The sequence below is a fragment of the Streptomyces sp. BK340 genome, assembly GCF_007827595.1.
Lineage (GTDB): Bacteria > Actinomycetota > Actinomycetes > Streptomycetales > Streptomycetaceae > Streptomyces.
Genome location: NZ_VISR01000011.1, coordinates 116,727 through 128,924 on the forward strand (window position 1 = coordinate 116,727; position 12,198 = coordinate 128,924).

Sequence of the window (12,198 nt, forward strand, 5' to 3'; positions counted from 1 at the left end):
CTCAGAGCTCGATGGTGGTGGCGCCCTGCGCGAGTTGGCGGAGGGCCTTGGTGAGGATCGTGGTGAGGACGCCGGTGCCTATCCCGCCTACGAGGCCGCCGTCGACGGTGTGAAATCGCGCGGAGTGCACTGGAATGCGGCGGCCTGCTCGGTAGAGCAGGGTGTACGGGATTGACTGGATGGGGAAACGGGAGCTGAGCTCGGGTTCTTCGTCGATGTCGACCTCGAAGAACTCCACGCCGCCGACGCCACCTCCCGCTTGGATCCGGGCGATCGCCTGATCCGTGAGTCGGCAGGGCGGGCACCAGATTGCGCCCAGTTTGACGAGGGCAAGCCGGTCGGCGATGGCGGGCGCCGCGAGGACGTCGTCGAAGTCGGAGGCGGTCAGACGTACAGCCGGGTGCTTGGCCGACGATGCCGCTGGTGCTTCGGCGTTGGTGGGGTGGACCGAGTCGGCGTAGACGATCAGGGCGTCGCCGGTACGGAATTTGTCCTCGGTCATACGCATCAGGATGAAGCGGCAGCAGTACCAGCCTTGGTGAAGGCTGGTGTCGTAGCGGCGCAGCACGGACCAGTCGTGCGGGGCACTGATCAGGAAGCTGTCTGCGGTGTACTCGCCCAGGTCCCACAGCGCGCGGCGGCCGATGATCCGGTCCGAGGTGAAGATCACCGTTTTGCAGTGGTTGCAGGCGTACGCGGTGGTCGTGGTCATCGTGTCTTTCGGACGTTGGGAGGCGAGGGGCGGCCGTGGGTGTGTCCGGCTGGGTTCCAGCGGGACACACCCAGGGGGCCGAGCGGGGTCAGGCGCGGGCGAGGACCAGGCCTATGCCGGTGCCCAGGCCCTTGCCGTACGCGAGCTGAATCAGCAGTTCGGTGGCGGGCTCGATGTAGCGGGCGTTGGACAGGGGGCCGGCGTCCACCGCGTCGAAGCCGAGTTCGGTTGCCAGTTCGATGACAGTCTTCTTCGCCAGCTCGTCGTCCCCGGCGACGGGCAGGAACAGCTGCTGCTCGGCCATGGTGGCGTGCGCGTGGTTCGGAGCGAGGACGCTGGAGAACGCCTTGATGACCTTGGCACCGGGGAGCGCGGCCGCCACCTGCTCACCACCGGAGGTGGTGTGCCCCACGCGGAGCGACATGTAGTCACTGGCCAGGGGGTTGGTGGCGTCGATGACGGTCTTACCTGACAGGGCTGCGGCGACGCGCTCGTCCAGGCCGAGGGCCGCATCGTAGGGCAGGGCCAGGACGACGGTGTCTGCGTCTGCGACCAGGGCGGCGACCTGCTCGGCGGGGACCGAGGAGTCGACGGTGGTGACATCGTGGCCGACCGCCTCGAGGCCGTTGGCCAGGGGGAGGCCGACATTGCCGGTGCCCATGACTGCGATCTTCATCAGGTTCTCCAGTACTCGTGGTCAGCAGGGAGGAGGCGCGCCCTGGTCTTGGGCGAGGAACCTCCAGATGCTTCGAATTCGAAGCGCACGCCGACTGTAAACTTATTTCGAGTTCGAAGCAATTGGCGTATCCTGGACCCATGAACGAGCTCCGCTGGCTTAACGAGACCGAGATGCGGGCCTGGACCGGCCTCCTGGAGACCTACGACCTCCTCCAGCGCCTCGTCGACACCCAACTGCGCGAGGAGGGCGGAGTCACCCAGGTTCAGTACGAGATCCTCACCCGCATCAGCGAGGGCCCCGGCGAGCGCCGCCGCATGACCGAACTCGCCAGCCTGATGGTCTGCTCCCGCAGCGGCTTGACCTACCAGGTCGCCCAACTGGAAAAGGCCGGGCTGCTGCGTCGCCAAACCGACCCAACAGATGAGCGCGGCGTGCTCGCCGTCCTCACAGAGGCAGGCCGCCAGGTGCTCCACCAGGCCGCCCCCGGGCATCTGAAAGTGGTACGAGAAGGACTCATCGATCAGCTCACCCCCGAACAGGTGACCCAGCTCGCCGACATCATGGACAGAACGCGTGGCCAACTGCGCGGCCTTGTCCAGCTACCACCACCGCGACCGGTGAAGGGTCAGACAGCCCACTGACTCAGCGACCTGGACCCGGCACCTTCGGGCTACCAGACGCGCCAGGCTCTCCGCATCAGCTCTACCGGCCGCGGATCGAAGTAACCAGCGTGGTCACTCATACCGCCTCTACTTGGGGAGCCCTGTTCGAAGCCGCCTGATCACAAGACGATCTGGACCCGGAGCATGTGACATCTTCAGGTTGATACGCGCACGCGGCGGTAGACGTCGGAGTCCAGGTCACACACGCTCACGGCAAGATGGAGTTGACTGCCTTGAGGGGACGTCACGCTCTCCTGCAGGAGCGCAAGGGTGGATTCGCTCAGCTGCGCCTTGATCGCAGTGGTACGACCGGACAAGATCCAGAACTCAACGAAGACCATGGCGTGCATCTCAGCGCCATCACTGATGAAGGTCTCGTCAGTCCGGCGGAATCGCGTCTTGCAGTCGGCGATCGGGCCGCCGATCACCTTGGCTGTCAGCGCATGCAGGGCGCGAGCGAAGCCCCGGCGGTCAAATATCAGGCCTTCGGAATAATCGACGGAAATCTGCGGCATACCGACCTCCATGACTTTTCCGGGATTGTGCGTTCGGGCAAGAAGCGGGCTTGAATCTAATTCAACGGAAGACGCCAGGGAATTCGCAAGCAATCCGGTGTTCAGCGTCCGCCCAGCCCTGCTTCGGGGACGCTGAAATCAGATGTGGGTCACTACCCGTCTCTGGCGCAACTGGCACCGGATATCGACGTCGCTGTCGCCATACCCTTGGCTGTGGTCCGTCACGGATCGCACTTTTTCGCCGGGGTCCGGCCGACCGAGGTCGTCAGACTCAGCGCTGAGCGACCAGCCGACGATACCTAGAGTGGCTGAGTGGACCCCGTCGACAACTCACTGGCGTATGTCCCCCAAATGTCCGCGGCCGCCCCTGACCAGACAGTTCCCTTGGCGACCAAGGACGGCGGCCCCCAGGCGCGCACTCCGAGCCGGAGTTCGTTGTCAAGAACGTAGAACGCGAACTTGATGTAGCGATTGGCACCTTCCAGATGCCCAGGGAGTGACTTGAACACAAAGTAATTGCTCCCCATCTCAGAGACCTGGATGGGCGAGTTCCCGGGCTGAAGGACGCACGTGTCCCCCACCTTCAGCACGTTACTGCATCCCTGGAACGGGAAGAATTCTTCGAACTCAGTGGTGGCCGTCCTGAACCAGTCCTGCTTGATCGCTTCTTGCTGCGAGGCAGTTTTGCCGGACAAGTTCCGGAGGGCGAACTCGCACTTGTATTCGAAGTTCGATGATGTATTCGATATCGTCCAGCAGTCGTTGGGCGCGGGAGCCGCGCTGGCGGGTGAGGCGACACACACAGTCCCCATGATGGCCAGTGCCGTCGTGGCAAGGGCGGCAAGGGTCTTACGCATTCCTGTCCCCATGACTCGGTTCGGAGCCGGTGGCCACCGGCTCCGGCCCTCAACCTAGGGCGGCAGCGCCGATGGAGGGAGTCCTGTATTTGCATGACACCCCAAGGGCCTGACCATGTGCTAGTGGCCGTGAGGGGTCAGCAACCAGTCGGCAGCAGGCATCTATGAAGCCGAAGGCGCCGGCGCAGCCGTGGCCGCCGCGACGAAGTCGCCAAGCTCGATCGGTCAGTCGGGTATTCAGGATGCCGCGCGTGAAGCGGCAGTGGCCGCTGGAGCCGGCGTCCACCTGCAGGCCCTCACCGAGCGCCTCGCTCCGCACACCGTCGCCGAACCGGACCGTGCCTTCGCCGGCACCGCGCAGGCGCGGAGCGCCCGTTCAGGCGGAAGCGATGGAAGCTGTAGGTGTGGCTCGCAGCGCCCTACAGGATTCAGCCCGGCGGGTGCCGTGGGCTGCGTGCAGGGATGTGACGAAACGCGCATAACCGTACAATTGATCACCGCTCTCTGGCACGCTGAGCGCCTACCTTCTCCGTACCTGAGAGGGGGTATCTATCGGGACCATCGACAACGCCAGGGCGCACAAGGCCACCGGCGAAGCCAGGAAGGGCTGCGTCAACGGCCACTCCGTACCCGTATACAACTCCATCGAGGCCAGCGCGACCAACATGACCTCAGCCCCATGAGCGGCATAAGCGTTCAACGCCGCCAACGTCCCTGCCTCTACCGCGGGCGTAACCTGCAGCCCCTCGCGCTGCGACACCTGTCAGGTCACATACCGCCGAAACCAAGCGAGAAGCGGCCCTGAGCGTGGTTACACACAGCGGTGGCGCACCGCGGCGGCCCGAACCGTGGCCCAGCGCCGGACCGAGCACGGCGACTGGTGCCTTGGCTGCAGAGTCTTTCCCCACCTCGCTACCGCCCTCACCGCCGGTCACGTGGTGCATAAGGCACACGGTGGCACCGACGCCCCTGAGAACATCCGGGTCCTGCAGCAGCCAGAACCACAGCACCACCACAGACTGACGGCGGCACGGAAGTGCTGCTACAGCGGACAGTGCAGGCCCGCACCCTGCCCGTGCCGCCGTCACACTCACCCGTCACCCGCGAGCACGGCCATGGCCCGGCTCGTCGCATGATGGGACCCCTGCTCAACAACAGCACACGTGAGTTCGCGAGCTCCCACGCAGGGGCAACCCACCGGGAGGGGCTGCCGGGCAGGGCCGGCCGAGCAACTGGGCAGCAGACACTACGCTCAGCCCGGCGTCCCCAGGCTGCTCTCCGCCGTCCGCTGACATTGTGACGCGACAGCGGCCACTCCCACGCCGGTCGTGACCTGCTGAAACCAACACGTCATCAAGGTGCCGCGAAGTACGGTCGCGACGATGTGTTCACCGTTGGCCACAGCGATGTCCGCCACACTGCCATTGATCTTGCGCAGTACCTCACAGGTCTGACCGCAGGATTGTGGTTGGGGAGCACCAGCGCCGCAACGCTCGCGGCCGCCGCGGGTGAGATGCCGGCCAGCAGGCCCGAATTCTTCTTGAAGATCAAGGTCACGCTGCCGCGCGTTCTCGACCAAGTACAGAGTGCGTCTTCGTTCGGGTAACCGATCGTCTGTACAGCCGGTCGCAGGCGGTCGTTGTCGGATCCGGTGCCTTGCCGGCGCTGTGCCGCAGTTCACGAAAAGGCGCGGCTTCGTGCCCGATGCGCGCCTGTGCCGCCGAGATCGCAGACACGGGGCTCGCATCGGGCACCGTCATCCAAGTGGCCCAGTCAACGCTCGGCTCCCACCGAAGGCAGCTCCTCTGTGGGCCACTTCTCGGGTCCTTCGTCCGTCGAGTCTGTCCTGACGACGGCCAAGGAGTTCTTGATCGTGCCCGGTGTGAAGCCCTTGGTCCACTTTCCGTCCGCCTTCACAACCACCGACTCCCAGGCCAGTCCCGCAGAGGTCGATGCGTCGAAGACCAGCCGGTCCTCGACCAGTCCGCCGTCCTTTCCGATGGTTCTGCGCAGGGCCACGGCGGTACCCCACCGACCCTGCGCGTCCTTGACACGGCCGATGGTTGTGAGCCCCTTCAGTCCGCTGAGCATTCGGAAGGTGGCGGCCCGCACCTCGGGCGTGACCGGCAGATCCAGGATCAGGCGCTGAGAAGCAGAGAACAACCACTCGTCCCTGGACCGCCCCTGTGCCCCAGCCCGGTCGAATCCTTTGAGCAACTCGGCCTTGAGCCGCTGCGGGTCGGAGGGCAGGGATTGCAGCTCCTTCAAGGACACCGCGCGCCCAATGAGGTACGGCTTGTCGTCTTCCGGCGTCGTGATGTCCGGACTGCGGTTCGTGTCGGGGTCAGGAGCACGCATCTGCACATCGGCCTTCCCGAACGGCGCCCAGATGGTGATGCGCCTCGGTGACCCGGCTCGCTTCCAGGCCGCCACGTCCGACGGACCGGTCGGAGTGAGACCGAGGTCGTAAGCGGTGAAGAAGCTGCGGCCCGTCTCAGTGTCGGTCCACTCCGTCGTACGGCTCCCTCCCTTGATGGTGTAAGGGCTCTTCTCCATCGCCGCAGCGGTCAGATCCCGTTCGAGGGTTTCGACCTTCCAGTACCGGCCGGACAGGTCCGGCCGCTGGCTTGCCTGCTCGGCGGCGGCCAGCAGTATGCGCGAGGCGTCGCTCGCCCCGGCCGAAACTCCGGCGTCTGGATCGCCGCTCGGGTGAGTGGCCGTCGTGGCCACCACCAGAGCAGCGGCGGCAGCCGCTCCTACGAGACCCAGACACCAACTCGACCTGGTGGAACGCCACGCCACCCGCGGCAACGACTCGTGTCGGCGCGGCTGTGCCATCGCGTGGGCCAGCTCCGTGCTCCGCGTGGTCTCGTCCACTGGCTTACCTGGGTCCAGGTACGCAGGCCGGGCGGCCGCGACCAGCCGCATTACATCCCTGTCCATCATGCTTCCTCTCCTACGGCCTTTACGGCAACAGGCACAAAAGTGGCTACGGGAGGCGCTTGTCGATCGAGGTCGAGCGCCTGCGCGAGTCGTTTGCGCGCCCGGTGGAGCCGGACTCGCATCGTGGTCGCGGAGCAACCGACGACCTTGGCGGCCTCGTGAGCGTGCAGTCCGTGCCAGGCGGTGAGGACGAGCGCCTCTCGGTCGCCCTCACCGAGTGAGGCCAGAGCTCGCAGAATGAGATTGCGATCGGCCACCTCATCCGCAAAGTCCTCCTCGGGTGACTCGTTCCAACCCTGCACCTCAGCCGTCAGGGCCTCTCGCCGAGCCTGGGCTCGGGCACTGTCACGCAGCGCGTTGCGGGCCACGCCGAGCAGCCACGGCAGCGGGGGCTCGGGAATGTCGGCAAACCTGCGCCAAGCGATGACAAAGGTTTCACTGACGACCTCATCGGCGACCTGCCGACCCGCGCGGCTGACGGCGTAAGCCCATACGTGCTGTCGACAGGCGTCGTACAGCGCCGTGAAGCGCTCTGCTTCCTCGGCCACCGCATGCACCTCCGTTGTTCAGGGTTGCTGTCGACAGGTAATGGGCCGTAGGGCGCCAGGTGTTACAGCTGACTCGGAAGTGTTACCGGGCGGGGCGGGTCACCGGCCGGGAGGTGCAGTGAAGCGGGCCCAGCAGTTATGCATCGCCCGCCGCCTCTCTGCTGTCGCCGCCACCTGTGTAATACTCACTCTGGCAATTCAGGTATTACGTATGTTTGAGGGGTACGGGATGCGAGCAGGGGTGGATGGCCATTGGACCGATCGAGGGTCTTTTCGGCAGCACCAGACGGGACGCCTGGACTTGCATGCCCTTGCCATGGAGCACTTGGCTCCTGTGCATGCCGTCTACGGCGATCCTGCGACGTGGATCCACCTGCCTCAGGGGCGACACACCACTGCTGAAGCGACCGCCGAGATGATCGCCAAGGCCGAATCGAGCTGGCGAGACCATGGTCTGGGCTACTGGTCTCTGGTACTCAGAGCACAGCTTCCCGGGTCTCCTCTCCGGCCTGGCGATGTCGTCGGCACCGGCGGGGTCTCAGCCGTCGAAGGAGATCTGTGGAATCTCGGATATAGGCTCACGCCGGACGCATGGGGCCATGGCCTTGCCGGGGAGGTCGTCAGAGAGGCCCTCGCTTGCGCCCGTACCGTGGCACCCAGTCGCCCCGTGGTGGCCCGAATCCTCTCAGAGAACTCCGCATCACGCCGGGTCGCAGAGCGGGCCGGGATGATCCTCATCCGCGAGGAGATCGAGTCCTCCGGACCCGCTGCCGGCCAAAGACGGCTCACATTCAGCGACCGGCAACTGTCCTGATCAGTCGTCTCAGCCGGATCCTCGCAGTCTTCGGAGACAAATGTTGCTGCAGGCGAGTTCCAGGAGACCTCGATGGAGGTCGGCGCGTCGCTCGTAGCGGATGCGCCTCCGCTTGAACTGGTGGAGCCAGGCGAGCGCGCGCTCTACGACCGGGAGTGTCTGCTGACACCGAAAGATTGTTGTTGCCGTGTTGAACCCGGCTCGCCTCGCCATCCGTGATCTCTTTAGGTGGGCAACGTGGCCACCTGCGGAGGGGGGCGAACGGTTTCGACTGCAAGTGTGGTTCCAGGAGAAGCGGGCCGAGGGACCAGGTGGCAGCGGCCTCTTGCGATGCGGGCCAGTTCAAAGCCCCGTTCGGTCACTGGTCGCGGTGAGTTGAGTCATGAGGGACTGGGACAGGTGATGGCACTTCTGCAGCGGGTCAAGGAAACCTGCAGGTCAGAATGCCTTCCTGTTGGTGGCAGGGACTGTAGGGACCGAATCTCCGTATGAGGTCCAGCTTCCCCTGACACTTGGCGTCATAATCCGGCTTCCAGTCCCTACAGTCCCTGCCGCGGCACTCTGCCGCATGGTGGCTCCGCAGAAGGCGGCCAGGACGGGCGCGTGACCTGATGCTGAGGCATGCCACAAAGCCAGGAGCTCTCCAGCGTCTGGAGTGGGATAACTGTCCGTCCGTCTGTCAAGGTCGGGCACTGGCCGGATGAAATCCGAAGTTCGGTCCCTTCAGTCCCTCTTGGCGTCTCTGGGGCCCGCGGAATCAGCACTCGAAGGCGCAGAGGACCACTCACCGCACAAGCCGCCCTGCAACAGCTGCCGCCCCCGCAAAGATCAGTGTCGGCGGGGCAATCTGACGTCCTATGGAGTCGCGGATGCTATGGCCGTCCGTCCCTGGGAACGGTCGGTCTTCGCTCCGGGGTTTCTCGGCTCGATAGTGCGGGGGTCGATGGCTTCACCGGGCGCACCCACGGCGTAAGGTCCGTGCGGTTGGCTGTCACGGTCGTGTGGCAGAAGGAAGAACACACGTCGCCGGTACAGGCCGCTGTCGGGGTCGGGTTCGGCGTCATCGTCCAGGACGGCGTAGCCGATCATGCGGCCGTCGCGCGCGTAGCGCGGTTTGGTGTTGCGGCGGGGGGTCTTGTCCAAGGCCTGACGGACATAGTCGAGGGTGCCGAGGTCTTCCAGCCACACCACCTGTTCCTCGTAGGTGATCTCGCTTGCGTCCAACAGCGAGCTCATGGCTGCAGCCCCTTCCTCGTCGGCCGACTCCCCGTTCGGGGGGTGGCCGCGTGCGTCAGTGTGGTGCGGTGCTCGGCGCGCCGGGTGGCGGTGGAGCGGAGTGCGGGGGCCGCCTGATGGGAGGCCGCGCTTTCATCGTAGTTCGGGTACGGGCTGGGGCGTAGGGCCCTGGGGGTGGTCTCGGGGTGGAGATGGCGGGTCATTCGGTCACCAACAGGGCGAGACCGGGGTAGTACTTTCGGCCGTTTGATTTGATCATCTCGGAAGGTGAGCTGAGGCCGACTTCCTGACGCACCCGAGTCGCGAAGACGCGGGCTGTAGCGGGGCGGATGCCTTCGCCGGAGTTGCACCAGGAGGTGTATTCCGCATACAGCAGGCCCTGCTCCACACGGTATTCCGCGCCGGCGTCGGCGTCCTGGGTGCAGCATTCGGTGAGGAAGCGGCCGATGTGGTCTTCGGTGGTGGCGTAGGCGCTGGTGGCGATGCGGACGCGGTCGGGGCCTTCGAGGGGGTCGCGGGTGGTGAGGTAGCGGCGGGCTCCCTCGAGGAGCCACTGCAGGATGCCGGGGCCTTCGTCGCGGACGAGTTCGAAGGCGAGGTTGTCGATGCGGCGTTCGGCGGCGACGGTTCGGGTGAAGGGAACCAGGCGGATTCGGCGCCAGAACGCGAATCCTCCGGTGGAGACCTCTGGGCGGTGGTTGCCGAGTAGCCACAGGTGGTGGGTGGGGGTGAAGGAGAAATAGTCCTGCCTCATCCGGCGGGCTTTGATCTTGTCGCCGCCGGTGAGGAGACGGACGCGGGCCTCGTCGAATTTGTCGTTTGGTTTCAGCTCGCTGCACACCACCAGGCGGCGGCCGTGGAGTTCGGTCAGTTCGGTGGAGTGCTCCGCGTAGGCGCCGCGGTCCATGAGGAAGCCGGGAGGGGCGGCGTCCGCGTAGTCACCCAGGATCTGGATCATGGTGTCGAGCAGGACGCTTTTGCCGTTCTTGCCTTCGCCGTGGAGGAAGGGCAGGACCTGCGCGCCGACGTCGCCGGTGATGGAGTAGCCGAGCAGCAGGTGCAGGAAGTCGATCATTTCCCGGCCTTCGGCGTCGTCGCCGAAGGTGTCCGCCAGGAAGCGGTCCCACCGCGGGGTGGGCATGGGCTGCGGGGCGACGCTGGTGGCCCGGGAGTGGAAGTCGCGCGTCGGGTCGGGCTTGCGGAGCTGTCCGGTGGCCAAGGCGACGACGCCGGCTGGGGTGCACAGCGCGTACGGGTCGCCGTCGAGCACGTCGGGGTCGACGGACAGGTCCGGGGAGGCCTTGGCCTGAGTGAGCAGGGCCTGCATACCGGTGGTCGAGAGGGTCTTGCGCTTATGGTGGGCAAGGTCGCGATCGGAGAAGATGCCGCGCGGGTCGGTGAGGGGCATGTCCTCTGCCATCTCACCGGCTGCCCACAGGGCTGCCTTTTCCCCGCCGGTGCGCTTCCAGCGGTAGCCGTCCCACACGAACCAGCCCAGACCCTCTGCGTGCCGGAACTGGTCGCGGTACTGCTGGACGAACAGCCGTGCGTTGCCGCGGTCGGACAGGGACGGGGGAAGCAGTCCGGCTGCCACTCCCCCGCCGGCGGGCAGGACGACTGTGGCCTGTGTGGGGAGCAGCGCGGCGGGCTGGGTGGCCGCCTCGAGGTCGAGCATTTGCTGGGCAGCGGCCTGTGCATCGAAACGCGGCATTTCGGCGCTGCTCATGAACGTCCTTCAACGTGGAACGGGCGGGTGGATCCTGCAGCTAGGCCGGCGTCGATGATCTTCTCGTTGCGTGCAGTCTGCCAGGGGCGTGCCCGGTGGGCTGTCTGGCAAAGGTCCTCACGGACGACTGTTTCGTCAATGTGACCGGCCGCGGCGAGGCCTCCGGCGGTGTAAGCAGCGCGGTTGAGCTTCTCCGTGAACCCGGTGCCTTCGGGGGCGCCCGCGCACGCGGCGACATCCTCAAGGAGCGGGCCGAGCAATCGGTGCGCGATGGCGGGTTTGATGCTGCGGCGGGTACGGGGTATCGCCATGGCTGGACGTGGGCGCGGAGGCCCGATGAGGTGTCCGGTGCGGACGAGTTCGTCGTTCAGCCACTGTGGCAGAGGTGCGGGTACCCGGGTGGTTCCTTGTGCCTGATAGACCCCGTCGCCGGTGCGCGTGCCCGGGGCGATGATGTAGCCGCCGTCGGCTCGTACATCGACCTGCCAGGCAAGCGCGACCTTGGTGCTGGAACCGGTGGAACAGCGCAGTCTTATGTCGGGGCGCGGGTTGTGGTACCAGACGTGAAGACCGCCGGAGGGGGTGCGGACACGGAGGGTTTTATCGTCCATGGCCGGGTCGGGTTGCCGGCGGTATGCGGCGAGCAGGGCGAGTGTGTCGAATCCTGACGCAAGTCCGGTCAGGTTCACTGCCGCTGGGATCGGGATGCCGGGCAGAAGCCGTGCTCGGTCAGGGACCGCGGCCGGGTGGGCGTCGATGTCGATGACGACCAAATGGGCCGGACCGCAGGCGACACCCACTCCGGCGGATGGCTGTGCCTCCCACCAGGCGTCGATGTAGTGGGGATTGGTGGTTGCTGCGTGGAAGCCGTGGCACGGCTTGCCTTCTGAGAGGCAGGTGCAGGTCTTCGGATCGTGGTGCCGGTCCCTGCATTCAGGGCAGTTTGAGGCCGGTGTCTTGCGTCCCGGGGCGAGTGGGTGGACTGGCCAGCCTTGCGCAGCACACCAGCGGGCGACGGCGCGTGGCGATCCTGTCTTGCCATGGGCGGCAGGCGTAGGGATCTCACCAGGGCGCGGCACTCGAATCGTCCTCGTTGCTCGGTCTTCTTCGATCGGTCCCTGCGGAGAGGGCCAGTTCATCAGGGCGATGACGTCGACTCAGGGACCGAAGGGACTCTACTTCAGCTAGGGATTCTAGGCCCCAGCGCTGGGGTTGTCCGGTATCTCGAGCAGCGTGCCGCACTTTTCCGTTCCTCAGTCCCTTGAGTCCCTTCACTGCACAGGGCCTTGCAGCCACACGACTTCCAGCAAAAAACGGACAGAAGGTGCGTATGCCTGCCAGCGGTGAGTGTTGGCTGGCCTCCGACACATCAGACCCTAGGACTCGGGAGCACTTCCCACCCAGTGACTACCTACCGGATAGGGACTAGGGACTGGGGATGCCCCCCGTTGCAGGGATCGGACCGTTCTTCGGTCCCTCACATAAAACCGCAGGTCAGGACCCCAT

12 protein-coding genes and 1 pseudogene are annotated in these 12,198 nt (G+C 65.7%); 2 read left to right on the forward strand and 11 right to left on the reverse strand.

Annotation, left to right across the window (positions count from 1 at the left end; translation table 11 throughout):
* Nucleotide 1: 1 nt before the first annotated feature.
* Together FB157_RS20775 and FB157_RS20780 are read right to left on the reverse strand one after the other, a co-directional pair.
* The gene (locus FB157_RS20775) at nucleotides 2-712 is read right to left on the reverse strand and encodes a co-chaperone YbbN (RefSeq protein ID WP_145881856.1); all 711 of its coding nucleotides are present in this window, start codon (nucleotides 710-712) and stop codon (nucleotides 2-4) included.
* An 88-nt stretch (nucleotides 713-800) separates the two neighbouring features.
* Nucleotides 801-1,388: an NADPH-dependent F420 reductase gene (locus FB157_RS20780; protein ID WP_145881858.1), complete on the reverse strand. Its 588-nt coding sequence runs from the start codon at nucleotides 1,386-1,388 to the stop codon at nucleotides 801-803.
* 140 nt (nucleotides 1,389-1,528) lie between these two features.
* Here FB157_RS20780 and FB157_RS20785 point away from each other — a divergent pair, with 140 nt between their 5' ends.
* Nucleotides 1,529-2,032, forward strand: a complete 504-nt coding sequence (locus FB157_RS20785) for a MarR family winged helix-turn-helix transcriptional regulator (protein ID WP_145881861.1) — start codon at nucleotides 1,529-1,531, stop codon at nucleotides 2,030-2,032.
* 176 nt (nucleotides 2,033-2,208) lie between these two features.
* Here the strand turns inward: FB157_RS20785 and FB157_RS20790 are convergent, their stop codons facing one another.
* The 5 genes from FB157_RS20790 to FB157_RS20810 form a co-directional block, all read right to left on the reverse strand.
* Nucleotides 2,209-2,568: a 5-carboxymethyl-2-hydroxymuconate Delta-isomerase gene (locus FB157_RS20790; protein ID WP_145881863.1), complete on the reverse strand. Its 360-nt coding sequence runs from the start codon at nucleotides 2,566-2,568 to the stop codon at nucleotides 2,209-2,211.
* A 299-nt stretch (nucleotides 2,569-2,867) separates the two neighbouring features.
* The gene (locus FB157_RS20795) at nucleotides 2,868-3,425 is read right to left on the reverse strand and encodes a hypothetical protein (RefSeq protein WP_145881865.1); all 558 of its coding nucleotides are present in this window, start codon (nucleotides 3,423-3,425) and stop codon (nucleotides 2,868-2,870) included.
* A gap of 1,252 nt (nucleotides 3,426-4,677) precedes the next feature.
* Nucleotides 4,678-5,004 (reverse strand): hypothetical protein, encoded by a 327-nt coding sequence (locus FB157_RS20800; RefSeq protein WP_145881867.1) that lies wholly within the window; start codon nucleotides 5,002-5,004, stop codon nucleotides 4,678-4,680.
* 194 nt (nucleotides 5,005-5,198) lie between these two features.
* Nucleotides 5,199-6,302 (reverse strand): CU044_5270 family protein, encoded by a 1,104-nt coding sequence (locus tag FB157_RS20805; RefSeq protein WP_145881869.1) that lies wholly within the window; start codon nucleotides 6,300-6,302, stop codon nucleotides 5,199-5,201.
* A gap of 65 nt (nucleotides 6,303-6,367) precedes the next feature.
* Nucleotides 6,368-6,916: an RNA polymerase sigma factor gene (locus FB157_RS20810; RefSeq protein WP_145881871.1), complete on the reverse strand. Its 549-nt coding sequence runs from the start codon at nucleotides 6,914-6,916 to the stop codon at nucleotides 6,368-6,370.
* 229 nt (nucleotides 6,917-7,145) lie between these two features.
* On the opposite strand from FB157_RS20810, the gene FB157_RS49670 reads away from it, so the two are divergent.
* Nucleotides 7,146-7,730, forward strand: coding sequence for a GNAT family N-acetyltransferase (locus tag FB157_RS49670; RefSeq protein WP_398947035.1), 585 nt, complete (start codon nucleotides 7,146-7,148; stop codon nucleotides 7,728-7,730).
* Between the two features lie 9 nt (nucleotides 7,731-7,739).
* Here the strand turns inward: FB157_RS49670 and FB157_RS20820 are convergent.
* The 4 genes and pseudogenes from FB157_RS20820 to FB157_RS20835 form a co-directional block, all read right to left on the reverse strand.
* Nucleotides 7,740-7,880 (reverse strand): annotated as a pseudogene (locus FB157_RS20820) (IS5/IS1182 family transposase); the annotation flags it as partial.
* A gap of 705 nt (nucleotides 7,881-8,585) precedes the next feature.
* Nucleotides 8,586-8,966, reverse strand: a complete 381-nt coding sequence (locus FB157_RS20825) for a DUF6009 family protein (protein WP_145881875.1) — start codon at nucleotides 8,964-8,966, stop codon at nucleotides 8,586-8,588.
* Nucleotides 8,967-9,165: 199 nt separating this feature from the next.
* On the reverse strand, nucleotides 9,166-10,692 hold the full coding sequence (locus tag FB157_RS20830) for a phage/plasmid primase, P4 family (RefSeq protein ID WP_145881877.1): 1,527 nt from the start codon (nucleotides 10,690-10,692) through the stop codon (nucleotides 9,166-9,168).
* Nucleotides 10,689-11,771, reverse strand: coding sequence for a bifunctional DNA primase/polymerase (locus FB157_RS20835; protein WP_398947036.1), 1,083 nt, complete (start codon nucleotides 11,769-11,771; stop codon nucleotides 10,689-10,691). The genes FB157_RS20830 and FB157_RS20835 overlap by 4 nt, the downstream gene beginning before the upstream one ends.
* Nucleotides 11,772-12,198 lie beyond the last annotated feature (427 nt).